We start from the raw sequence: 24,161 nt of genomic DNA on the forward strand, positions 1-24,161 counted from the left end.
AAATTTGGCAAAGCCCTTTTGGTTCGTACTCTTTTAAATTAAAAGCTGCTGAATTTCAGATTATATTTCAGCTTTAAAAACTAAATTTATACAAAAAACAGTATTTTTGAGAAATTTCGTTCAATTATGATAAATAAATTTTTGACCCTTATTTTTGTTTTTACGACACTATTTTCTTTCTCCCAAAATATGGAACCACTTTATTTCGATGCCAATTGGAAAACTACTACTAAAGAAAATGCTTCTTTTTACAGAATTCAGCCTTCAAAGAAATTAGGAAATCTAATTTTAGTTGAAGATTTCTACATCAATAAAACACCGCAGTTTCAGGGATATTCTTTTCAGGATAATGAAGATAATTATGTGGGTGATGTACTTTGGCTTGATGAAAATGGCTTTGATTCTTCTTTTTATCAATTTTATAACTTTTCTGTTGTTTCAAATTTGACGTATTATTATCCAAGCGGGCAAAAGTTAAAAACCATTCAGTATAAAAATGGAAGAAAAGATGGTGAAACTATTCTTTATCACGAAGACGGCAGTGTGTTGATGAAAGGAAAATACGACGGTGGAAAACCTGCAAGTGGCGATTTTGAAGAAGTTTTAAATTGGGAAGATTACCGATTGAACAAAGCGGATAATGCAGCCGATAGGGAAGAACCAATTCGAATGACCGAGGGAATGATTATTCGTGATGAAACAGACAAGACTAAAAACAGAAAGATTATTAAGAAAAAGATATTTTGGACGGCTTCAAAACAGCTGGCGCAAGAAATATGGTACGATATTGCAAATGGTAATACAGAACCATTTAAGCAGATAAATTACGATAAGTCGGGAAAAATTCTGCAGACTATTAATGAAAATGATTTTGAAAAGTACGGACGTGAAATTTCAAACGGAGTTGTCTACAATTATTACTTTCAAAACAAATTTGCTGTCGCTTTAAAATCTAAAACCAATTATAAAAACGGACAGAAAAACGGAGAGGAAATTCAATATTTTTCAAACGGAAAAGTTTTAAAAATTGTAAAATATTCTGATGGAGAAGAACAAGGCGATCAGGTTGAATACAACTCAGACGGAAGCATAAAAGCAAAACGAATTTATAAAAACGGACAGCCTTTTGAAGGTAATTTTGATGAAAGATTTGCGAGCGATTTATTTATCAATCAAAATTATAATAATGGATTGATAGAAGGAGAAGCAATTGTGAAAGATGAATCTGGAAATATTGTTGCAAAAGGAATTTACAAAGATGGAAAACCATTCAATGGAACTTTTGTCGTTAAAACTGAAAATGAACAAAACGAATTAATCAGCGTTTCTGGATACAAGAAAAATGGGCTTCAGAAAATCTTTAATTATTATCTCGACGATCCGGTTAGAACTTACACTGTGGTAAACGATATTAAAAACGGAGAAACTGTTTTTTACGATAATCGCGAAATAACAGGAAAGCTGGAATATAAAAATGATCTGCCGTATGAAGGAACTTTAGTCGAGGCTCAAAAAAGCACAATTTATAAAAAAGGAGCAGTAACTGAAGAGATTTATTATAGAAGTGAATACGATAAAAAAGGGGAAAACAATATTCTAAAAACGATCTATTTTGAAAATGGAAAAAGAACGAAAATTGTTAACCAGTCTTTTTTGATTACTTCGGACAGACAGGATTCTTATGTTGGAATTTATAAAAATGACAAACCTTATTCGGGTTATTTTGCTACAGATTTTAATGAATTTAACTATGTTGATTATTATGAAAACGGAGTTATCAAATACCAATATTCGAACAATTATTTAGAAAATATCGAAAAGTATCAATACCCAAATTATGATATAAAATCGACTTATAAAGACGGTAAAATAGTTGACGGCCCGGAATACATAAAATTGGAGCGCCAGTTTATTACAAAGTACTGGAAAAACAATATTCTGCAGAGTTATGACTTCGATATTTTTGCCATGCATTATTTTAACCGATATCATTTTGAGTTAAAAAATAATGCTATTGAACTCGAAGAATTCAATAAAAAAGTAAAAGGAAAAATTGTTCTGGAAAAAGTAAATAATAAAACGATTGGCAAGTTTAGTATTAATGATAAAGTACTTCTTACCAGTTCAGCAGTAGAAGTTAATGAAACAGCTCCATCAGAAACCGGAAGTGTTTTATATTATGAAACTAACAATAAAATCGAGGCAAAACTATTCAAAACAATAAAAGGAAATGATGAGCAGAGAAGAGATTCTGAAATTTTCAGCACAGTTTTTACTTCTTATCTGGATCATAATAAATCTATTCAGGAAAATTTCAATTCAATTGCTGCAAAAATTTCTTCCGAAAAAGATGTTGAACTATTATTTGGAAACGAACTAAAAGGCAGCATGATTGGTGGTTTGAGAATTAACGAAGCAAAAAAGCCAGAAATTGGAACTCTGATACTGAAAAACAAAAACAATTTGTATGATTTGAAATTGTTTTTGGATGAAAAGATTTTGGAAGAAAAAAAGAATATCGATTTTAAAAATATCAAAACAGAAGTTGAAAATCTGAATAAAACCTTGGAAAAGAAGATGAATGAAGATTTTAAATAAAAATATTTTAATTGCATACAATAAAACACAAAACCTTACGTTGTAAGTCTTTATAAATTAGAATTTTAATGAATTTACAAAGATTTGAGTTAGTTAGTTTTGTTTTAGTATTTTAAAAAGGCGTTCCTATTTTTTATAAGAACGCCTTTTTTGTTTGCAGTCACCCGTCAACGGTTTTCAGTGATATGCAAAAACCGCAAACTGAGACTGAATATTGTGACTAATAAGAAAGTTCTACAATAGATTTTACCTTATCTAAAGTCACTAATTGATTTTCACCAAGACCTTTCCAGCCTCTTTCGTCAAAACGATTTACGATAAAATCTGCTGTTTTGCTGTAATCTTCTGTGTATTGTGAAAGTTTTGTGTCCATTCCCATAGTATGGAAAAACTCAACCGTTTTGTTGATGGCTTCTTTTGCTACTTCTTCGTCAGAACCAGTCAAGTTGAATATTCTTCTTCCGTATTGTGCCAGTTTGCCTTTTTTAGTTTCAAACATTACATGGTACAAACTTGGGCCAATTATCGCCAAAGTTCTAGCATGATCAATTTCGTAAAGTGCTGTCAATTCGTGGCCAATCATGTGAGTTGCCCAGTCACTTGGAACACCTTTTTGAATTAACCCATTTAAAGCCATTGTACAACTCCACATAAAGTTTGAAGCCAAAGTATAATCAGTTGGATTTTTTACAATTCCAGGACCAACTTCAATTAGAGTCTGTAAAATTCCTTCGGCAATTCTATCTTGTAAAAAAGCATCATGCGGATACGTTAAGTATTGTTCCATAACGTGTGTATAAGCATCTACAACACCATTTTCGATTTGTCTTTTTGGTAAAGAAGCTATAACTGCTGGGTCACAAATTGAGAATTGAGGAAACAAAGCACTTCCGCCAGAAGATAATTTTTCCTGAGTTGCTTCAATCGTTACTACATATCCAGAGTTCATTTCACTTCCCGTTGCCGGAAGCGTTAATACAGTTCCAAACGGCATCGCATTTTCTTTAATCAAAATACGTTTCTGTAAAATATCAATTGGGTTGCCTTCAAAGTTTACTGCTGCCGAAATAAACTTCACGCCATCAATCACAGATCCGCCGCCGACAGCCAAAATAAAGTCGATTTTTTCAGCTTTAATAACGTCTACCGCTTTCATTAAAGTCTCAAATCTTGGGTTTGGTTCGATTCCGCCAAATTCCACAATATTAAAGCCTTTTAAAGCCGTAATTACCTGATCGTAAATTCCGTTTTTAAAAATACTTCCACCGCCGTAAGCCAAAAGAATTTTTGCATCTTTTGGAACCAGAGTCGAAAGTTTTTCAATTTGTCCTTTCCCGAAAACTAAGTTTGTCGGATTGTATAATTCAAAGTTTAGCATTTTTTTTGAGTTTCTAAGATACTAAGCTGCTAAGGTTCTAAGTTTTTTTTCTTTGAACTTATCTGCAGTCTAGCATTGTTGTTTGTTTAATTTTTTAATAGTAATGAAATAAGAGATTAAGCTTTTAAGCAACTAAGAAAAACCTTAGAACCTTAGTTACTTAGAAGCTTAGTAACTTTTATTTCAATTCCTGCAATAGTTTTCCAGCTACTAATTTAGATGATGCCGGATTTTGGCCGGTAATTAAAAGTCCGTCTGCTACTGCGTAAGGCTGCCAGTTTGGACCTTTAGAAAAAATTGCTCCGTTTGATGCTAAAGCATCTTCTAATAAAAACGGAACTACTTTAGTTAAGCCAACCGCTTCTTCTTCTTCATTGGTAAATCCGGTTACTTTTTTACCTTTTACTAAATATTCACCTTTTACTTTTACGTTTTTCAAAACGGCTGGTGCGTGACAAACAAATGCTATCGGTTTTTTGTTCGTATAAAAAGCTTCGATTAAAGCGATAGAACTTTTGTCTTCAACTAAATCCCAAAGCGGACCATGTCCTCCTGGATAAAATACAGCATCGTAATCTTTTTGATTAACAGTTGACAGTTTTAAAGTGTTTTTTAATTTTTCCTGTAAAACCTTATCGGCATCAAAACGTTTAGTGTCTTCTGTTGCCGACGCCGGATCAGCGCTTTTTGGATCAATTGGAGGCTGTCCCCCAAGCGGAGAAGCAATTGTAATTTCTACTCCCTGATCTAACAATTCATAATAAGGTGCTGCAAATTCTTCAGACCAAAATCCTGTTTTTTCTCCTGTATTGCCCAGCTTATCATTACTGGTTACAACAAATAATACTTTTTTCATACCTTTTTTATTTGATTTTTGAGCCACAGCAGATGTGCTTACAGCGGTAAATGCAATTATTGCGAGTAATGCTATTTTTTTCATAATTTTAAATTTTTAACAAATTTACGCCTTAAGTGATATCAGTAAAAATAAAATAAACTATGTTTGTTATAAGTAAATTTATGTCATGGTAAATCTAGAATGGTACAGAACTTTTAAAGCTGTATATAAAAATGGTAATTTTTCGGTAGCCGCAAAAGAGTTATTTATGAGCCAGCCTGCGGTTAGTCAGCAAATTTCTATGCTTGAGGCTCACGTTGGGAATAAATTATTTAATCGGAAATCAAAAGGAGTAGAGCCAACCGAATACGCTAAGTTACTGAATAATTTGATAATAGATGCGCTCGATCGTCTTGAAAGTGTCGAAACCGGCTTTCGGGCAAAAGCAGAAGATGCTAACCGATTAATTTCTGTCGGGATTTCAAAACATCTTTTTGACTGCGTTGGAAATCTCTTAATTTCAAAGTTTGATTTAATAGATTTTACTTTTGCAGAAAACGACGAACTTTTTGCATTAGTAGATTCAAAAAAACTGGATTTTGCCATTACAACCAAAAGGTTCGATACTTTTGATACCACTTATGAAATAGTTGGAAAAATTAAACTTATAATGGTTGCTCCGGCAAGTTTGGATATAACCGATTTCCGCCAGAAATTAAAAGCAGATAATTTTACCGAAATAGAGCAATGGCTTAACGGCCAAAAATGGTACAGTCATGATGCGCGAATTCCGCACATAAAAGTATTCTGGCTTCATGCTTTCAATAAAAAAAGGCCGTCGATGGTGCCAAATTACATTATTCCTTCAGAATCTGAGATGCTGAGACTGCTTTCAAAAAATGATGGTGTTGCGGTGACCTGGAATTGTAATGCAAGAAATTATATCAAAGAAAATAAACTGCAATTAGTATGGAACAGTTTTCATGTTCCCGAAGAATTTGTCTATTTACTGGCTCCTAAAAATAATAATGTGAAATCGTTTTTTGATATAATTGAAAAAGAATTAAAGCTGTTTTTTGGAAATAGATTATAAGGATATGGTTGTTGAGTGTTGAAAATCAGTTGATTATTTTTTTGAATGTAGAAAAAAAGATAACTTTAGTATGTTAATTTCTAAAAGATACAGATTATGAAAAAAGCAGCCTCAGTTTTAATACTCACTATACTATTTTTTATGATTAATTCCTGCAGTAAAAACGAAGCAGAAGATGTAGTAGATTGTCTTGGAGAATCAATTTATATTAAGCTTCACAATTCGACAGATGCAAATAATCCGAAATTGATGAATTATTCAGTTGAATATACAGGAACGGGAACTTTAAGTTCTGTAAAATGGACATTTGGTGACGGAACTACCGGCGATGGAACAACAGTTACTCATATGTATAATGCTGCAGGAACCTACGAAGCTAAAGCCGATGTTACAGTTAAAAAAAATGGATCTGAATGTACTTCGAGTCCTAAACGAAGTGTTACTATAAACTAGAAAAAGAATAAAAATTATTTACTGAGAGTCAATTTTATAATTTAATGTATCTGCATGAATTATAAAACTGACTCTCATTCGTTATATTTGTTTGATATGATTTTTGATTATGGAAAAATTACAAAATATTAGAATTGCTGTTGATGCGATTGTTTTTGGATACAAGAACAATGACTTATATGTGTTATTGATAGAACAGCAATTTGGCACTTCAGAAAAATATTGGGCTTTACCGGGCGGTTTAGTTAAAAATGATGAATCGCTGAGCGATGCTGTAATACGCGAATTACACGAAGAAACAAACGTACAGCTGACTTTTATGGAACAGTTGTACACTTTTGGAGATGATATTTACAGAGATTCAAGAAACCGTGTTATTTCGGTGGCGTATTATGCTTTAGTCGATGCTTCAAATTTAGATATTAAAGCCAGCACTGATGCCGAAAGAGTGCAATGGTGTAAAATAGATGAAATTCCTGCTTTAGCTTTCGATCACAATATAATACTTCAAAAAGCGATTGACAGGCTGAAATCAAAATTGACTTATGAACCTATTGGTTTCGATTTACTTCCCGAAGAATTTTTGTTTTCAGATCTTGAAAACTTGTATTGCACTATTTTAGAAAAAGAAATTGACCGCAGAAACTTCAGAAAAAAAATACTCAGTTATGGTATTCTAGAAGAAACCGAAAAATTTTCACCAATAAAAACAGGTCGTCCGGCTAAACTTTTTAAGTTCAATAAATTGAAATATAATGAGTTAACTCAAAACGGCTTTCACTTCGAAATAAAGTTTGCGTAATTTTTACACAAAATAAATTGTTTATTTAAAATTTAATTCTACATTTGCGTATAATTAACGCAAACTAAAAAACTATGATACTAAATCTCGACCCAAAATTCGCTCCTTTCCAAAATCAGGAAGAAATCAAATTTCAAAGTTTTACATTTTCTGGCGGAGAACCGCATATTAAAATCGTCCCGGATTTTGATACAAACAGAAAAGTGACAATTACACATAGACTAAACTCTTTCAACGATTTAGGTTTACTGTGTGTTACAGTTGATGCGTTACGCAGAATGGACGTTAAAATCATTGAACTCTTTATTCCGTATTTCCCGGCAGCGAGACAAGATCGAGTTATGATTCCAGGCGAACCGCTTTCTGTAAAAGTGTATGCAGATATTATAAATGCGATGCAATTGAATAAAGTTTTTGTTTTTGATGCACACTCAGAAGTGACTCCGGCTTTGTTAAACAACAGTACAGTAATTCCAAACTATGCTTTTATCAAAGAAGTCTTGAATAAAATTGGTCAAAACGTAAAATTGATTTCTCCAGACGGAGGTGCTTTGAAGAAAATCTACAAAGTTTCTGAATTTTTAGGCGGTGTTGAGGTTGTAGAATGCAGTAAAAGCCGAGACGTAAAAACAGGAAAATTATCTGGTTTTAAAGTGTATGAAGATGATTTACAGGGAATGGATTGTTTAATTGTAGATGATATCTGCGATGGCGGCGGAACGTTTGTTGGCTTAGCCGAAGAATTAAAAAAGAAAAATGCCGGAAAATTATACCTAGCCGTTAGCCACGGAATTTTTAATAAAGGTTTTGATGTTTTAGATTGTTTTGACAAAATATTTACTACGAACTCTTTTAAAGATTTTGATGATCAAAGGGTTGAGGTGGTAAAATTTGAATTATGAATAAAAATTATAGAGTAGAAATAGCAAATAAAACTTTAGAAATCATAAAGAATGGTTTCTATGAATACAAAGGAAAAAAGATTGACGTAAAAAAAGAACTCGAAGAGTCAATAAAAAATACGTTTACAATTGCGCCAAAAGATTGGGAAGAAATCTTAAAAACGCCAATTGAAAATAAGTTTGAAACAAAAATAATCACCAAAAATTGTTCTACAATTGAAGCAATTGTTGAGGAGGAAAATGGTAAAATCTGTGTTTTGAATTTCGCTTCGGCAAAAAATCCGGGGGGCGGGTTTTTAGGTGGAGCTTCGGCTCAGGAAGAAAGCCTGGCGAGATCTTCAAGCCTTTATGAAACGCAGATCAAAGACAAAACAATGTATGATTTTAATAGAAATCAGTCCTCGTTTTTATATTCAGATTACATGATTTATAGTCCAAATGTTTTGTTTTGGAATGATGATAATGGAGATTATTTTGAAAAACCATTTGTTGTAGATGTGATTACGGCTCCAGCACCAAACAAAGGCGCGATGCTGCAGCATAACAGGAAAGAAGAAATAGCAGCAATAGAAGACGTTTTTAGAAAAAGAATGGATAAAGTATTAGCAATTGCTTTACAGCAAAAAAGTGATACATTGATTTTAGGGGCTTGGGGATGTGGTGTTTTTAGAAATGAACCCAAAGATGTAGCGCATTTGTTCAAAGAAATTATTGCAGAAAAATATTCAGGTGCTTTTGAGAAAATAGTTTTTGCAGTATTTGACAATTCTGATAAAAAAACAAATTTTAAGCAGTTTGAAGACGTGCTGAATTAGTTTGAAAAGCTTCAAGTTTCTTTTTGGAACGTGAAACTTTAAACCTGAAACCTGAAAAAAATACTATTAACCGTTTCAAGTTAAAACCAAATTTCAAGTTAAGCGCTTAACCTGAAACTTTAAACCTGAAACCAAAACAACCAAAAAGTTATGAGTGATGATTTAAAACCAAGATTTATTGAATCTTTAAGAAGAAACAATGATCAAATTAGAGAAGACAGAGCCAAAACCATTGGCGAAGATTCTGAATTAATATACAGACGTCGCGTTGAAGACATCGAATTAAAAATAAAAAGACTCGAAAGAGAACAAGAAGGATTGATCGATATTAGTCCGCTGGATAAAAACAGTTTAACCTTTGCCGATTTTCAGCCAGAAGCTTTTGTACAAAAAGATATGGAACTTTCGCTGACCATCAGAAATTTAAATATCCAGTTTGAAGTAACAAAAAAGAGATTTGAGTATTTATTTGGTAAAACATTTTAGTCATGGGAGGTACAAGATATGATTTCGGTGCTCGTGAAGACAGAGCAAAAAAAGTAGGTTATGCAAGCAAATCAGCTAGTGAAATATTTACACAAAATGCGTTAAGAAAAGCGCATGAATCAATGAATCCAAATGGAGTTGTTTTTAGAGAAGCGAGAGATTCAGAAGTTCATCCAAACACAGTTCCAATTATTTTAGGATTGGATGTCACAGGAAGTATGGGACACATTCCGCACGAACTGATTAAAGAAGGTCTTCCAAAATTAATGGGAGGGATTATTCAGGGAGGTGTTCCAGATCCGGCGCTTTTATTCTTAGGAATCGGTGATCATGAATGCGACAGATATCCTTTGCAGGTTGGTCAGTTTGAATCTGGTGACGAAGAACTGGATATGTGGTTAACGAGAACTTACATTGAAGGCGGAGGAGGCGGAAACGCTGGCGAAAGTTATCTTTTAGCCTGGTATTTTGCAGCATTTCATACCAAAACAGATGCATTCGAAAAAAGAGGACAAAAAGGATTGTTGTTTACAGTAGGCGATGAACCAGGTTTAAAAACACTTCCAGCATCAGCAATAAAAGAAATTATGGGTCAGGGACAACAGACTTATACACATCTTGAATTATTGGCAGAAGCGCAAAAAAGATACGATGTTTATCATATTAGTGTCTTGCATTCAGGACAAGCCATTAACGCCGATGTAGAATGGAAAGAATTACTGGGACAAAATTGTCTTTCAATTGAAGATCACAGAGAAATTCCAAATGTAATCAAGAAGATCATCTGCGATAAACATAAAAGTTCTGGTTCTGGTTTAGGAACAATTCCAGTTTCTGATACCAATGATACAGGTTTAGATAATATACAAATGCTTTAAATTTTTAAACACATAGAAACATAGGTTTTTGTTTGAGAATAAAAGAAAACAAAAAGAAACTAGTTTTAACACATAGTACTTATGTGAATTGAAACAAGTGAAACGCCTTTATAACGTTTCCAAAAATCTATGTTACTATGTGTTTAAAATAAATAAGAACAAAATGAAAACAGCACAAATAGTTATAGGTTTAGGATTTGGTGATGAAGGAAAAGGAATAACAACAGATTTTCTGGCGAAACAAAATCCTGAATCTATAGTTATTCGGTTTTCGGGAGGACAACAGGCCGCGCATACGGTTATGATTGGCGATAAAAAACACGTTCACTCCAGCTTTGCCAGCGGTGCGCTTCGAGGTCTTCCGTCTTATTACAGCGAACATTGCACGATTCATCCGCTCTTTTTGTACAATGAGAGAGAAGAATTAAAAGAAAAAAACGCTAATCTGGATTTATACATTCATCCATTAGCAAAAGTTACCACTCCGTTTGATGTTTGGCACAACAGAGGAAACACCAGAAATATAGATCACGGAACCTGTGGAAAAGGCATTGGTTCAACCATGAAAAGAAATGAAGGTCCGTATAAATTGTTTGCCATAGATTTAATTGCGCCTCGTGAAATGCTTTTAGAAAAACTAAACCAAATCGCGTACTATTATGGATTTTTAAATGAAAGTGGAATCGATGAAGAAATTCAGGCTTATCTAGAAGCAGTTGATAAATTGAAATGGAATATTGTCGATTATACTTTCCTTTTAAAATACGATAATCTGATTTTTGAAGGAAGCCAGGGAATTCTCCTTGATATGGATCACGGTATTTTCCCGAATGTTACTTATGCAAATACGACTTCAAAAAATGCAGTTGAAATTTGTAATAAATTAAAAATTGAAGATGTAGAAGTTTATTATGCAACCAGAAGTTACACCACAAGGCACGGTCACGGCTGGATGCCAAATGAAAGAGAAATACAATTAAAAAATAACGAAGAAGAAACCTGTGTTTTCAACGAATATCAAAAGCATCTAAGATTTGGGGATCTGGATTACGATTTGTTGAACTACGCTTTAAAATTAGATGCCGCTTACAGTCCAATGGCAAAAAGAAATTTGGTCGTAACCTGCATGGATCAGTTAGAAAAGGATTATGAATTTGAAAAGCTGACAACAGATTTCAATACCATTTACGGATCATTTTCACCAGATTCTAAAGATTTTAAGGAGATAACTTCTTTGTTCCAATAACAGAAAAAATGAAATACAATATAGATACTATAGCTCCGGAAAGTAAATTTTTATTTTTCTGGGGACATCAGCCAAGTAAAGACGGAACGATTACTAAAACCTGCTTCAGCCAGTGGTGGTTAAGTTCGTTTAAAGTAAATGAAGTAACCTATAAAACGGCTGAACACTGGATGATGGCAAAGAAAGCCGAATTGTTTAACGATCAGGAAATTTTAGGAAAAATCATACAATGCAATTCACCTGCCGAAGCTAAAAAGTTAGGTCGTAAAGTGAGAAATTACGATGATAAAATCTGGTTAGAAAACCGATTTGAAATTGTAAAAGAAGGCAACTATCACAAATTCAATCAAAATTCTGATTTGAAAACTTTTCTGCTAAACACAAATGACCGAGTTATAGTAGAAGCAAGTCCGGTAGATCCAATCTGGGGAATTGGAATGGCAGGAGATCATAAAGATGCTTTAAATCCTGAAAAGTGGAAAGGGTTGAATCTTTTAGGTTTTGCTTTAATGGAGGTTAGAGATGAATTGAAATAATTAAAAATTATGAAAATAGAACTTCTAAAAGCAGATATAACAGAGATAAATGTTGATGCGATTGTAAATGCAGCAAATACTTCTTTGTTGGGTGGAGGCGGAGTTGATGGGGCTATTCACAGAAGAGGAGGAAAAGCAATTTTAGAGGAATGTATTCAAATTAGAAATAAGCAGGGCGGATGCAAAACGGGTGAAGCAGTTATAACAACCGCCGGGAATTTACCTTCAAAATATGTTATTCATACAGTAGGTCCGGTTTGGAATGGTGATAAAGAAGAAAAATCCAAATTATTAGCAGACTGTTACACAAATAGTTTAAATCTGGCGATTCATAAAGGAATAAAATCTATTGCTTTTCCGAATATAAGTACTGGAATTTATCATTTTCCAAAAGATAAAGCAGCAGAAATTGCAGTAAAAACGGTTAGAGATTTTGATAAGTCAGATGAAATAGAAAAGGTAATATTCGTCTGTTTCGATGATGAAAATTACAAGATTTACAAAAACCTTTTGTAAATGTTCCATCGGAACATTTCGTAGGTAGAAAAAATATTAATTATGAATGAAAATATAGCAAAGAGCGTCAGCAAGTTTTTAAGCTTGGTGCTCAGACATTCGCCAGAAAAAATCGGATTAAAACTCGACGAAAACGGCTGGGCAGATGTCAATGAATTAATAGAAAAATGTACTAAAAAAGGGAATCGTCTCGATGCCGAACTTTTAGATTACGTAGTAGAAAATAACGATAAAAAGCGTTTCGCTTATAACGAGGATAAAACTAGAATTCGCGCAAGTCAGGGACATTCGATTTCGGTTGAATTGAATTTAGCAGAAACAGAACCTCTGGAATATCTGTATCACGGAACCGTTGGAAAATTCATGGAAAGCATTCAGAAAGAAGGTTTGAAAAAAATGAGCCGTCAGCATGTACATCTTTCCAAAGACAAAGAAACCGCAGTAAAAGTGGGAAGCAGGAGAGGAGTTCCGCAAATTTTAACCGTTAGAAGCGGTGCTATGTACAGAGACGGATTTAAATTTTATTTGTCTGAAAACAATGTTTGGCTGACAGATGAAGTTCCGCCAAAGTATATCGAATTTTAAAAATGAAAAGAACCTTAGTTTTTGGAGACATTCATGGCGGATTAAAAGCTTTAATTCAGTTATTGGAAAAAATAGATTATTCAGAAAATGACCGATTTATTTTTCTCGGAGATTATGTTGACGGCTGGAGCGAATCAAAACAACTGATTGATTTTCTTATTGAATTATCTAAAAAACAGGAGTGTATTTTTATAAAAGGGAATCATGATGCCTGGTGTCAGGAATGGTTAGAAAATGATGTCGTAAATGATATTTGGTTTTTGCATGGAGGAAAATCGACTATAGAAAGTTATGCTAATATAGATTTTTCAGAAAAAGAAAAGCATCTCGAATTCTTCAACAAGATGAAAGATTACTTTGTAGACGAAAACAACAATTTGTTTATTCACGCTGGTTTTTCATCGATGCACGGCCCGGAAAAAGAACATTACAAAACCAATTATTCCTGGGACAGGACACTTTGGGAAATGGCTTTGACGATGGATAAACGAATTCAGAAAGATTCACTTTCATATCCAAAACGATTACTGCTTTTTAATGAGATTTATATCGGCCATACACCGACATTGCATTATAATGTTGAAATCCCGATGCAGGGATGCAATGTTTGGAATATAGATACCGGAGCAGGTTTTTACGGAAAACTTTCATGTATTGATATAGAATCAAAAGAATTCTGGCAGAGTGATGTCGTGCAAACCTTTTATCCTAACGAGAAAGGAAGAAATAAATAAAATGAAAAATAGAATAGAATCTGGGTTATTTGGTGTTGGCATTGGCGATGCTTTAGGTGTTCCGGTTGAATTTAAATCCAGAGAAAAATTAAAACAGAATCCAGTTGTTGATATGATGGGTTTTATGTCCTGGAATCAGCCGCCTGGAACATTTAGCGACGATAGTTCATTGGCTTTTTGTACTGCCGAAAGTTTGTGCAAAGGTTATGATATAGAAGATATGGCTTTGACTTTTGTAAAATGGATGCAGGAAGGATATTGGGGAGCGCATCATAAAGTATTTGACATTGGAGGAACGACGAAACATTCTTTAGCAAGAGTTGTAAAAGGAGAATCGGCTAGAAATTCAGGTAATTTTTTTGAAGAAGATAACGGGAATGGTTCCTTAATGCGTATTTTGCCATTGGTTTTTTATCTTCAAAAAGAGAATGATATTGAAGTTATTTATAAAAAAGTAAAAGAGGTTTCGTCAATAACACACGCGCATTTTAGATCTGTATTTGCTTGTTTCATTTATGTTGTATATTGTTTGGAGATTCTAAAAGATAAAGATAAATTCGAAGCTTATAAAGAAATGCAAAATGTTCTTTCTGAATTTTTAAAAGATAAAAAATATAATCCTGTAGAAATTCAACTATTTGAAAAGGTATTAAAGAATGATATTTGGACTTATCCAGAAAATGAAATTCGTGCATCGGGTTATGTTCTTCATAGTTTAGAAGCCAGTTTTTGGTGTTTTTTAAATTCAGATTCTTATGAAGAAACGGTTTTAAAAGCGGTTAACTTAGGAGAAGATACAGATACAACTGGTGCAATTGCAGGAGGATTGGCAGGAATTTATTACGGAATTGAAAATATGCCGCAAAAATGGATTGACAATTTAGTCAGATCCAATGATATAAAAGATTTAGCAAAACGCTTATTAGATAAATATAAATAGAAAATTATATGAACCCACTATTATTAACCGATGGTTACAAAGTTGACCACAGAAGACAATACCCAGACGGAACAAGTTTAGTATATTCTAACTGGACACCAAGAAAATCAAGAATTGAAGAAGTTGATGAAGTTATCTTTTTTGGACTTCAGTATTTCATCAAAAAATATATTATTCACGACTTTGAAGAGTATTTCTTTAAAAAATCAAAAGAAGAAGTTGTTGCAAAATACGCTCGAAGAATCAATAATTATTTAGGCGAAAACCAAGTTGGTACAAAACATATCGAAGATTTACATGATTTAGGATATATTCCAATGGTTTTTAAAGCATTGCCAGAAGGGGCAAGCGTTCCGTTAAGAGTGCCAATGTTTACAATGTACAATACAATTCCTGAATTTTTCTGGCTTACAAATTATTTCGAAACGTTACTTTCTGCTGTAATCTGGTTGCCTTGTAACTCAGCAACCATTGCAAAAGAATACAGAAAAGTATTAGACAAATATGCAGCAGAAACTTCTTCTGTTCCAGAATTTGTTGACTGGCAGGCGCACGATTTCTCAATGAGAGGAATGGGCGGAATTGAAGCTTCTGTAACTTCTGCAGCAGGACATTTATTGAGTTTTACAGGATCTGACACAATTCCTGCAATTGATTTCTTAGAAGAATATTACAAAGCCAATTCAGATCAGGAGTTGGTTGCAGGTTCAGTAGCAGCAACAGAACATTCTGTTATGTGTATGGGAACTACAGAAGGCGAGTATGAAACCTTCAAAAGATTAATTACTGAAGTTTATCCAAAAGGAATTGTTTCTATCGTTTCTGATACTTGGGATTTATGGAAAGTTCTAACGGATTATCTTCCAAGATTAAAAGAAGAAATCGTTTCTAGAGAAGGTAAAGTTGTAATTCGTCCTGACAGTGGTGATCCGGTTGATATTATCTGCGGAAATCCAAATGGAAAAACAGAACAAGAGAAAAAAGGAGTTATCGAATTGCTTTGGGATGTTTTTGGCGGTACAACAAATGCTAAAGGATTCAAAGAATTGGTACCGCAAATTGGAGCAATTTACGGAGATAGTATTACTGTAGCAAGAGCAACTCAAATTTGCGAAAGATTAAAAGAAAAAGGATTTGCTTCTACAAATGTGGTTTTAGGAATTGGATCTTTTACATATCAATACAATACCAGAGATACTTTCGGATTTGCGATGAAAGCAACTTACGGAGAAGTAAACGGAGAGGGAAGAGCCATTTTCAAAGATCCAATTACAGATGACGGAACTAAAAAATCGGCTAAAGGATTAATGAAAATTGATTTAATCGACGGGAAGTATCATTTAAGTGATAATGTTTCTTGGGAAGAAGAAAAACAAGGTGAATTGAAAGAAGTTTTTAGAGATGGAAAACTTTTGATTGATCAATCGCTGAGTGAAATTAGAACGAGAGTAAAAAGTGAAGTAAGTATTGAAGCTTAATTATAAAAAAAAAGCCTGAATGTAAGTTCAGGCTTTTTTTGTGATTTGAGTTTTTTATGTTCTGTTTGTCATTTCGAGGAACGAGAAATCTTCGTTAGAAACCCTACAACGATTGGTGATTAAATGTATGGAGTTACTTGCTAAGATTTCTCGTTCCTCGAAATGACAAGATTGTGTGAAATAAAAAACTCCAGTTAAAACTGGAGGCAATTCAAATTATTTATTTCTTATAAAAATTATTATGATCAATATATTCCCAAACCTTTGGTGGAAGTAGAGGCTGAATATTTTTGCCTTCTTTAATACTGTTTCGAATAAAAGTCGAAGAAATCTCTACAATCGGCGCGTCAATGACATGAATTTTTGGATGCGATTTTAATTCAACGTTTTCAGGTTCATCAGAAATTCTAGGATACACATAAATATCATGGTTTTCCAGAATTACTTCATAGTTCCTCCATTTGTGAAGCGTTTTCAAATTATCTTCTCCCATGATTAAAGAAAATTCATGGTTTGGATATTTTTCTTTTAAATGTTCCAGAGTAATTACGGTATAACTTGGCTGAGGTAATTTAAATTCAATATCCGACGGTTTTATCTTCGAATAATCTTCTGTTGCCAGATATACCATTTGCAGGCGCTGCTGGTCATCTAATAAAGTCGATTTCTTTTTTAACGGATTATGTGGTGTAACGACCATCCAAATCTGATCTAAATCGGCAAACTCGGCCATATGATTGGCAATGATCAAATGACCAACATGAATAGGATTGTATGTTCCGAAGTAAAGACCTATTTTCATTTATTATAGTACTTAGTTCTTAGTCCTTAGTCTTTTAGATTTTTAGCGAAAGCACTTATCATTTTGCTCTCTTCTTCAATTAAAAACATAATTTCATTAAATAGGCTTTCGTCAGAAATAAATTCTAACTCTTTTGCAATAATTAATTGTGTTTCTATTTCATTTAAAGAACCTCTGGAAATATTCAAAAAATGATTAAATGATTTGTCAGTTTGGCGTCCAAAACCTTCTGCAATATTCGACGGAATAGATACACTGGCTCTTTTTAATTGACTTGTCAAGGCATATATTTCTTCTTTAGGAAAGTTCTTAGTAAGTTTATAAACAAGAACAACTAGTTTAATTCCTTTTTGCCAAATGAATAACTCTTTGTAAGATTTAATACCGCTCATGTAAAATTTTTAGCTTGATGTGTTTCAGACTAAGGACTAACAACTAATGACTAAATAACTACTTAGATACAAAATCCTTTACCAGTTGATGTGCTTCTTCAAGGGCAACTGATAAATCATAGTTTTTGATAATAGCGTCAAACTGTGGTGCTGTTGCCAATTCTACAGAAGCTTTTGCGATACGCATATTGATTTTGTCTTCACTTTCTGTAGAACGTTGTTTTAATCGACGTTTTAATTCGTCAACACTTGGTGGTTTTACGAAAACCGCTAAAGTTTCTTCTGGAAATTTATGTTTAATACGAAGACCGCCAACCACGTCAATATCAAAAATGACATTTTTTCCTAAAGCCCAGATTCTTTCAATCTCCGATTTTAAAGTACCGTAAAAGTTATCTCGGTAAACTTCTTCCCATTCCAAGAAATCCTCTGCTTTAATGTGTTTTTTGAATTCTTCCAGCGAAATAAAATAATAATCCTTTCCGTGTACTTCTTCACCACGCGGTGCACGCGATGCTGCCGAAATCGAAAATTCAAGATTTAAATCTTCCTGACCTAATAAATGTTTTACGATAGTTGTTTTTCCTGATCCTGAAGGTGCCGAAAAAACAATTAATTTTCCTTTGTTCATTAATTTATGCTTTAGGCTTTAAGCAATATGCTTTAAGCTTTAATATTTGTGCGGTATTCTGTGCTTACAGCCTATTGCTTACAGCTTACAGCAATTACAAAACATTCAATACTTGCTCTTTAATCTTCTCTAATTCATCTTTCATCATTACGACCAATTTCTGCATTTGGGCATGATTTGATTTTGAACCCATAGTATTGATTTCGCGGCCCATTTCCTGAGTAATAAAACCTAGTTTACGACCATTTGCTTCATTTCCGTTTAAAGTTTCTAAGAAATAATCTAAATGATTGGTTAAGCGTACTTTTTCTTCGGTAATATCCAGTTTTTCCAGATAATAGATTAATTCCTGCTCGAAACGATTTTCATCAACATTTACCTGTAATTCTGAAATTGCAGTTTGCAAACGATCTTTAATTGCCTGAACACGCTCTGGATCAAGAGCCAAAGCGTCATTCATGTACTGGCGGATATTTCCAATTCGGAGATTAAATTCTTTTTCAAGAGATTCCCCTTCGTCTTTTCTAAAACTTAAAATGTTTTGTAAAGCTTCATCAATAATAACCTGAATCTGCTCCCAGTCATTTTCATCGATTTCTTCGCGTTCTGTTTTTAATGTATCCGGCATACGAACAGCCATTTTCATTAATTCAGTTTCATCGGCATCGGCATAAACCTCTCTCAATTGTGCGATATAACTCTTCACAACAGGAACATTTACTTTTGTTGAAGTTTGTTCGGCAGTACTCTCTATGTAAATTGCAAAATCAATTTTACCTCTTTCAAGTTTAGTTGAGATTTGAGTTCTTAAACCTAATTCCATTTCACGGTAAACAGACGGCATTCTTACGTTTAAATCTAAACCTTTGCTGTTTAAAGATTTTACTTCAACGGTAATTTTTTTTGTAGGCAATTGCAAAGAAGCTTTGCCAAACCCTGTCATAGATTGTATCATATAATTGAGTATAAAGGCGCAAAGATAAATAAAAGTTTGCTCTATTTGATTGGAAATTAGTGTTCAGTCATAGTTTTCAGTTTGACAGAAAAAATATTGACATTTTAGCTCAAAACATTTATCACTTCTGCCACATTTTTTTGGCTGTTGCCGATGTAAATTTTACCGTCAATAATAAAAACCGGACGGCTTAAAAAAGTATAATGTTCTAAAATGTATTTCTTAAAATCAGCCTCTGTCAGTGCTTTGTCTTTTAAGCCCATTGATTTGTACAATTGTGCTTTTTTACTGAATAACGCTTCGTAACTTCCTGAAAGTTTGTACATTTCTTCTAATTCTGCTTCTGTAATAGGATCTTGTTTAATGTCGTGAAAAACCAAATTGTTTTTTGGAAGACTTTTGATAATTTTTCTGCAGGTATCGCAAGATGCTAAGTAATATATTTTGTTCATTTTTTTACTATTTTGTTAGAGTACAAAGAAAATTCATTTGAAACTGAAAATTGTCTATTTTTAATAAAAAAATAAAATTATGAGTTCAGTTTTTGAAACGCAGCAAACAATCAGAGAAATTCTATTGAAAATTTTAGATAATCATTCATTAGAGCAATTAAACAAAATTCCGGAAGGATTTAATAATAATATAATTTGGAATGTGGCGCATTGTGTTGCAGCGCAGCAAACCTTAGTTTATAAATTATCTGGACTGCCAACAATGGTTTCGGAAGATTTTATATTAAAATACCGAAAAGGAACAAAACCAGAAGGAGATGTTTCTGAGGAAGAAGTAAACGAGATCAGGGCATTTCTTTTAAGTACATTTGAAAAAACGAAAAATGATTTTCAAAGCGGACTTTTTGTTGATTATAATGAATATACAACCAGCATGGGATTTACTCTTAAAAATGTTCAGGATGCATTAGATTTTAACAATTACCATGAAGGAATTCATACCGGAATTGCGATGAGTTTGAAAAAATTGGTTTAAATAAAAAAATCCCGCTTTTAGCGGGATTTTTTTTATTCGATTATAGTTTCAATTGTTACTTTCATGGCACCAGCACCTTTATGTTTGGTGATTTCCATAAAAGCTCGTTTTGAAAGGTCTATTTCGCGTGTTTTTACAAACGGACCTCGATCTGTAATTTTTACAATTACAAACTTCCCATTGGCTTCATTGGTAACTTTAACTCTGGTTCCAAAAGGGAGCTTTTTATGTGCAGCAGTATATTTGTTGTTGTTAAAACGACTTCCATCGGCAGTTTTTCTTCCATTAAAACGGTCAGCATAGTAGGAGGCGTGAGCGTTTTTTTTGTAGGCTTTTAACTTTAAACCTTTATCTGTAAAAACAGAATCCGTTGGAAGTGCAATAATGTTCGGCCTGATGTTTTTTACAGTATCCTGAGGAGGGTTTTTAGGCTCAATTACTGGTTTGGTCTGGCTTATAACGTAGGTAAAACAACTTAAAAAAGTTATTGTTAATGTGCTGAGAAGAATGTTTTTTTTACTCATGATTTATTTTTTTTCAGACTTGGGGGAGTTTGTACAAATAATATGCCGAGATAAAAAAAGCCCTATTTTCAAGGGCTTTTTAATTGGTATTTTTTAGAACCATAGGTTCCACGGAATTCTACTTAAAATAAGTATCAATCCTAATCCGTAAAAAATAGCGAAAGTTTTAAATTTAGCTTCGCTGTTGATTAGTTTTTTATGTTTTGACCATCCGATAGTTATCAAAACGATAGCAATTAAATTAATAAGCGGATGTTCTAATGAGGTTAATCGTAATGCAGCATCTGACATTTGTCCAAAAGCAGCTTTTCCAAAAGGAGAAACAAAATAAAGGATTAATCCAACCAATAACTGAGTATGTGTCCCGATTAAGGCAAACAAAGAAATTTTACGGTCTTTTGCTGTAAACTCTTTTTTAGAGGTAAAACCTATGATGGCATTTATAACGGCAAACACTAAAAGCAGTAACGCTAAATAAGCCCAGCCGGAGTGAAATTTTTGTAAAAAATGATACATAAACTATGTTTTTTTGTTAAAAACAAATATAGCAAAAAGGACCATAAAAAAACGGCATTAAACTTAAAAGTCAATGCCGTTTTTATTATTTATTTAGATTCTAAATTTTAGAAATCGTAACGTAATGTAAAGTTCCAAGTTCTACCAAATCCAAAGAATACCTGGTTAGCATCAGCTACACCTCTGTATAATCTGTTATTTGAAGCATAAGTTCCTAAAGCAGCATTTGAAGAGCTTACGTTATCGTCAGCAAAAATGTTTGTTCTAGACTCAGCGATGTAAATCTTATCAAATAAGTTGTTTACGTTTAATCTGAAGTTAACTGATTTGTCTTTGTTTTTACCTGTTAACATTTTGTATGAGAAACCAGCATCAAATAAACCGTAAGAAGGTAATTGTAAAGCTCCTTTGTTGTCAGCACTTGTAAATGTAACCGGGCTTAATCCTGCATATAATTTATCATTAAAATTATAGTTTGCATCAACAGTTACTCTTGTTAAAACTTCGTAAGAAGCTCCTAAAGAAGCTGTCATTTGTGCAGCATCACCAACTTTTACTTTGTCCATGTATACTGTAGCAGCTGTATATCCTGCAACAGGAGTATTGTCTGCTTGGTAGTAAGCGTTTACGCTTGCGTTTCCTTTGTATTCCCAAATACCGTAAGAGAACATAGCATTAACTTTGAATCTGTCAGTAATGTTAGAAGATCCTTCAAACTCAATTCCAGAGTGAACCTCGTTAAGACCTGTAAACTCAGTATAAGTTGTGTTAGCAGCAATTCCTCCACCAGCTGGAAGAGCGTTACCTTTTAAGTATCTGTCGTTCCAAGTTGTGTTGTAAAGGTTAACTGTAGCGTTAAAGAATCTTGAACGGAAACCATATCCAGCTTCAAATCCAGTAATTTTCTCGTTAGTAAGGTTAGGGTTTACTGTAGATCTGTTGTTTGGATAAACTGAGTTAAAGAATGGTTGTCTTGAGTAGAATCCAGCATTAACATAAACATTATGTTTTTCGTTGATGTTATAGTTAGCTCCAGCTTTAGCATTTCCACCTAAGATGTTTTCGTAGCTAGTTGATGCTAATGGATCAGTTGGCAAGTATACGAAATCATCTTCTCTTTTGAAACCTTGTTGAGAAATAGCACCTTGTACGAATGCAGTTAAATTGTCTTTAGAGTACTCTAACTGAGTAAATGCTCCATACCATCTAACTTTTCCAGTACTGTTGAATGAAATTTTGTCATAATCTCTTTTGTCAAAAACATTCCATTGTACGTTTGTAGCGTAAGTTGATGTAAGGTGTCTTCCTGCAGGTCTTAAACTTGCAACAGTATTGTCAAAAAATTCACCACCACCTAATAAATCATTAACTACTGTAAAGTGGTATCCTGTATAAGTTCTAGCATCAATACCAAAATCTAATGTTAATGTACTAGATAATTTTTTGTTTAAGTTGATCAAAGCTCCAAACCAGTCATGAGAGTTGATAGATGAAGTTTGTGTAATACCTGATGTAGTATTGTAAACATATGGATCAGCTGCATTTCCAGCTCCAGTTCTACCTGTTGAAGAACTATTTTGGTATACACCTCCAACTTGTGTTCTAGTTCTGTTTGCTCCGTTAAAGAAAACACTTCCAGTACCATTATTCCATGCTTGGATTTTGTCGTAATCAACCATTCCATTAGGTAATAAGAAAACTGAACTGTTGTAAACATTTCCTCCAATACCACCTGTAGCACTTGCACCAGCTCCACGACCCATAGACGCATAAAGTACACTTGAAAGTTTTGTAGTTTCATTAATGTTATAATCCCAGTTAAAAGAAGCTACTGGTTTGTGGTAGTAGTTTTTTCTGATGTTATATTGCTCACCATTCAAATATCCTGTATCAGGGTTGTATTTGATGTTTGGCTCAGTAAGAGAACCGTATTTTTGGTAAGTTGCAATTGTAGAAGCTGTAGATCTTTGGTTGTGCCATTGCGGCGCACCAGTTACAGTAAGTTGAAAGTTGTGTTTGTCATTTTTAGTTCCATAACCTAAAGCTATGAAATAGTTTGATCCTTCAAATTGAGTTCCAGGAATGTATCCATCTCCCATTGTTTGAGATAATAATACAGAAGCAGAAAGACCGTTTTCTAATTTTCCTGTGTTGTAAGAACCTTGAATTTTGAAGTTTCTTCCATTACCAAATCCAGAAGAGAATGATCCTCCTTCTTTCATGTCAGAAGACTTAGTAACAATGTTGATTGTACCCCCTACAGATGGAGTAGCTAATTTAGAAGAACCTAAACCTCTTTGAACCTGCATAGCAGATGTTACATCTGATAAACCTGCCCAGTTACTCCAGTAAACAGAACCGTTTTCCATGTCGTTAACCGGCATACCGTTAATCATTACAGCGATATTGTTTTGGTTGAAACCACGAATGTTAATTCTTGCATCTCCAAAACCACCACCTGATTTAGTAACGTATACAGAAGGTGTGTTTCTTAAGATTTCAGGAAATTCCTGAGTTCCTAATTTTTCTTTAATTTCTGCAGCTTTAATTGTAGAAACAGCAACCGGAGTTTTTCTGTCTTTAGCGATATCAACTACTGTACTTTTTACTACGATTTCACTTAATTCGTTAGAATTAGATGATAAAGCAATAGTTCCTACGTTTGCAGTTCCGCCGTTTACTGTAAATTTTACAGTTTTGTTTTCGTAGCCTAAGTAAGAAATAACAATTTCTCCTGTACTTGTTGTTGAGTTGAGGGTAAATTTACCATCAAAATCTGTTGAAGTTGCCGTAGAAGATCCTTTGATCTGTACGTTTGCTCCTGGTAATGAACCTGTACCGTCGGTAATAGTACCAGTAACTTTTCCTTGTGAAAATACGGTTGAAACTATCATAAAAAATAGTCCGGTAAGTAACCAATTTTTCATTTTCTTCATGTTGCTATTTAGTTTATTGTTTTTGGCAAAATTATAACAATAAAATCAGATAATGTTATCAAAATGTTAAGAAAAATAAGTTTTGTAATTTGTGCTGCGTATTAAAATGAATTTTTCTTTTTTCTTTAAATAAAATGATG

Annotated in this window: 26 protein-coding genes; 16 read left to right on the top strand and 10 right to left on the bottom strand. The window is 33.5% G+C overall.

Translation table 11 applies throughout. The annotated features are described in order from the left end of the window. Window positions 1–189: 189 nt before the first annotated feature. Window positions 190–2,598, top strand: a complete 2,409-nt coding sequence (locus ACTJIW_RS16520) for a hypothetical protein (protein WP_440716204.1) — start codon at window positions 190–192, stop codon at window positions 2,596–2,598. Window positions 2,599–2,818: 220 nt separating this feature from the next. Here ACTJIW_RS16520 and ACTJIW_RS16525 read toward each other — a convergent pair whose 3' ends face one another. Next, a complete protein-coding gene (locus ACTJIW_RS16525) occupies window positions 2,819–3,976 on the bottom strand; it encodes an iron-containing alcohol dehydrogenase (RefSeq protein WP_121359878.1) in 1,158 nt (385 codons plus the stop codon). 178 nt (window positions 3,977–4,154) lie between these two features. After that, entirely contained in the window at window positions 4,155–4,916 is a 762-nt protein-coding gene (locus ACTJIW_RS16530) for a type 1 glutamine amidotransferase domain-containing protein (protein ID WP_440716203.1), read from the bottom strand. Between the two features lie 85 nt (window positions 4,917–5,001). Between ACTJIW_RS16530 and ACTJIW_RS16535 the strand changes: the two genes are divergently transcribed. The 14 genes from ACTJIW_RS16535 (at window position 5,002) to ACTJIW_RS16600 (ending at window position 16,278) form a co-directional block, all read left to right on the top strand. Next, window positions 5,002–5,907, top strand: coding sequence for a LysR family transcriptional regulator (locus ACTJIW_RS16535; protein WP_012022847.1), 906 nt, complete (start codon window positions 5,002–5,004; stop codon window positions 5,905–5,907). Between the two features lie 96 nt (window positions 5,908–6,003). Next, entirely contained in the window at window positions 6,004–6,360 is a 357-nt protein-coding gene (locus ACTJIW_RS16540) for a PKD domain-containing protein (protein ID WP_440716202.1), read from the top strand. 109 nt (window positions 6,361–6,469) lie between these two features. Beyond that, window positions 6,470–7,162 carry an NUDIX hydrolase gene (locus ACTJIW_RS16545; RefSeq protein ID WP_012022845.1) on the top strand — a complete coding sequence of 231 codons (693 nt, stop codon included), beginning with the start codon at window positions 6,470–6,472 and terminating at the stop codon, window positions 7,160–7,162. 74 nt (window positions 7,163–7,236) lie between these two features. Further along, window positions 7,237–8,064 carry a ribose-phosphate diphosphokinase gene (prs, locus tag ACTJIW_RS16550; protein WP_440716201.1) on the top strand — a complete coding sequence of 276 codons (828 nt, stop codon included), beginning with the start codon at window positions 7,237–7,239 and terminating at the stop codon, window positions 8,062–8,064. Further along, window positions 8,061–8,879: a TIGR02452 family protein gene (locus ACTJIW_RS16555; RefSeq protein WP_440716200.1), complete on the top strand. Its 819-nt coding sequence runs from the start codon at window positions 8,061–8,063 to the stop codon at window positions 8,877–8,879. Before prs ends, ACTJIW_RS16555 begins: the two co-directional genes overlap by 4 nt. A 150-nt stretch (window positions 8,880–9,029) precedes the next feature. Then, window positions 9,030–9,365 carry a hypothetical protein gene (locus tag ACTJIW_RS16560; RefSeq protein WP_012022842.1) on the top strand — a complete coding sequence of 112 codons (336 nt, stop codon included), beginning with the start codon at window positions 9,030–9,032 and terminating at the stop codon, window positions 9,363–9,365. 2 nt (window positions 9,366–9,367) lie between these two features. Next, a complete protein-coding gene (locus ACTJIW_RS16565; RefSeq protein WP_149206009.1) occupies window positions 9,368–10,243 on the top strand; it encodes a hypothetical protein in 876 nt (291 codons plus the stop codon). A 163-nt stretch (window positions 10,244–10,406) separates the two neighbouring features. Continuing rightward, a complete protein-coding gene (locus ACTJIW_RS16570; RefSeq protein WP_440716199.1) occupies window positions 10,407–11,489 on the top strand; it encodes an adenylosuccinate synthetase in 1,083 nt (360 codons plus the stop codon). A gap of 8 nt (window positions 11,490–11,497) precedes the next feature. After that, window positions 11,498–12,025, top strand: a complete 528-nt coding sequence (locus tag ACTJIW_RS16575; RefSeq protein ID WP_440716198.1) for an NADAR family protein — start codon at window positions 11,498–11,500, stop codon at window positions 12,023–12,025. A gap of 9 nt (window positions 12,026–12,034) precedes the next feature. After that, window positions 12,035–12,541 (top strand): O-acetyl-ADP-ribose deacetylase, encoded by a 507-nt coding sequence (locus ACTJIW_RS16580; RefSeq protein ID WP_440716197.1) that lies wholly within the window; start codon window positions 12,035–12,037, stop codon window positions 12,539–12,541. 42 nt (window positions 12,542–12,583) lie between these two features. Next, complete coding sequence (locus ACTJIW_RS16585; protein ID WP_440716196.1) at window positions 12,584–13,126, top strand: RNA 2'-phosphotransferase; 543 nt, start codon at window positions 12,584–12,586, stop codon at window positions 13,124–13,126. 2 nt (window positions 13,127–13,128) lie between these two features. Next, window positions 13,129–13,860, top strand: a complete 732-nt coding sequence (locus ACTJIW_RS16590) for a metallophosphoesterase family protein (RefSeq protein ID WP_440716195.1) — start codon at window positions 13,129–13,131, stop codon at window positions 13,858–13,860. Window position 13,861: 1 nt separating this feature from the next. After that, window positions 13,862–14,800 carry an ADP-ribosylglycohydrolase family protein gene (locus ACTJIW_RS16595; RefSeq protein ID WP_440716194.1) on the top strand — a complete coding sequence of 313 codons (939 nt, stop codon included), beginning with the start codon at window positions 13,862–13,864 and terminating at the stop codon, window positions 14,798–14,800. Window positions 14,801–14,808: 8 nt separating this feature from the next. Beyond that, entirely contained in the window at window positions 14,809–16,278 is a 1,470-nt protein-coding gene (locus tag ACTJIW_RS16600; protein ID WP_440716193.1) for a nicotinate phosphoribosyltransferase, read from the top strand. A gap of 220 nt (window positions 16,279–16,498) precedes the next feature. Here the strand turns inward: ACTJIW_RS16600 and nadD are convergent, their stop codons facing one another. The 5 genes from nadD to ACTJIW_RS16625 all read right to left on the bottom strand — a co-directional run bounded on the left by nadD (window position 16,499) and on the right by ACTJIW_RS16625 (window position 19,510). Continuing rightward, entirely contained in the window at window positions 16,499–17,080 is a 582-nt protein-coding gene (nadD, locus tag ACTJIW_RS16605; protein ID WP_073410336.1) for a nicotinate (nicotinamide) nucleotide adenylyltransferase, read from the bottom strand. 26 nt (window positions 17,081–17,106) lie between these two features. After that, window positions 17,107–17,472, bottom strand: coding sequence for a four helix bundle protein (locus tag ACTJIW_RS16610; protein ID WP_012022832.1), 366 nt, complete (start codon window positions 17,470–17,472; stop codon window positions 17,107–17,109). A gap of 58 nt (window positions 17,473–17,530) precedes the next feature. Beyond that, window positions 17,531–18,103, bottom strand: coding sequence for a guanylate kinase (gene gmk / locus ACTJIW_RS16615; RefSeq protein WP_012022831.1), 573 nt, complete (start codon window positions 18,101–18,103; stop codon window positions 17,531–17,533). A 94-nt stretch (window positions 18,104–18,197) separates the two neighbouring features. Beyond that, window positions 18,198–19,058 carry a YicC/YloC family endoribonuclease gene (locus ACTJIW_RS16620; protein ID WP_440716192.1) on the bottom strand — a complete coding sequence of 287 codons (861 nt, stop codon included), beginning with the start codon at window positions 19,056–19,058 and terminating at the stop codon, window positions 18,198–18,200. 104 nt (window positions 19,059–19,162) lie between these two features. Next, entirely contained in the window at window positions 19,163–19,510 is a 348-nt protein-coding gene (locus tag ACTJIW_RS16625) for an arsenate reductase family protein (RefSeq protein WP_012022829.1), read from the bottom strand. A 79-nt stretch (window positions 19,511–19,589) separates the two neighbouring features. Here ACTJIW_RS16625 and ACTJIW_RS16630 point away from each other — a divergent pair, with 79 nt between their 5' ends. Then, the gene (locus ACTJIW_RS16630; protein ID WP_121359896.1) at window positions 19,590–20,045 is read left to right on the top strand and encodes a DinB family protein; all 456 of its coding nucleotides are present in this window, start codon (window positions 19,590–19,592) and stop codon (window positions 20,043–20,045) included. Between the two features lie 32 nt (window positions 20,046–20,077). Here the strand turns inward: ACTJIW_RS16630 and ACTJIW_RS16635 are convergent, their stop codons facing one another. From ACTJIW_RS16635 to ACTJIW_RS16645, 3 genes are all read right to left on the bottom strand, one after another. Then, on the bottom strand, window positions 20,078–20,572 hold the full coding sequence (locus ACTJIW_RS16635; protein ID WP_440716230.1) for a septal ring lytic transglycosylase RlpA family protein: 495 nt from the start codon (window positions 20,570–20,572) through the stop codon (window positions 20,078–20,080). Between the two features lie 90 nt (window positions 20,573–20,662). Continuing rightward, window positions 20,663–21,085 (bottom strand): hypothetical protein, encoded by a 423-nt coding sequence (locus ACTJIW_RS16640; protein ID WP_440716191.1) that lies wholly within the window; start codon window positions 21,083–21,085, stop codon window positions 20,663–20,665. 107 nt (window positions 21,086–21,192) lie between these two features. Continuing rightward, the gene (locus tag ACTJIW_RS16645) at window positions 21,193–24,021 is read right to left on the bottom strand and encodes a TonB-dependent receptor (protein ID WP_440716190.1); all 2,829 of its coding nucleotides are present in this window, start codon (window positions 24,019–24,021) and stop codon (window positions 21,193–21,195) included. Window positions 24,022–24,161: the final 140 nt, after the last annotated feature.

The sequence above is a fragment of the Flavobacterium sp. 22659 genome (assembly GCF_052044235.1).
In the GTDB taxonomy this organism is placed as follows: domain Bacteria; phylum Bacteroidota; class Bacteroidia; order Flavobacteriales; family Flavobacteriaceae; genus Flavobacterium; species Flavobacterium johnsoniae.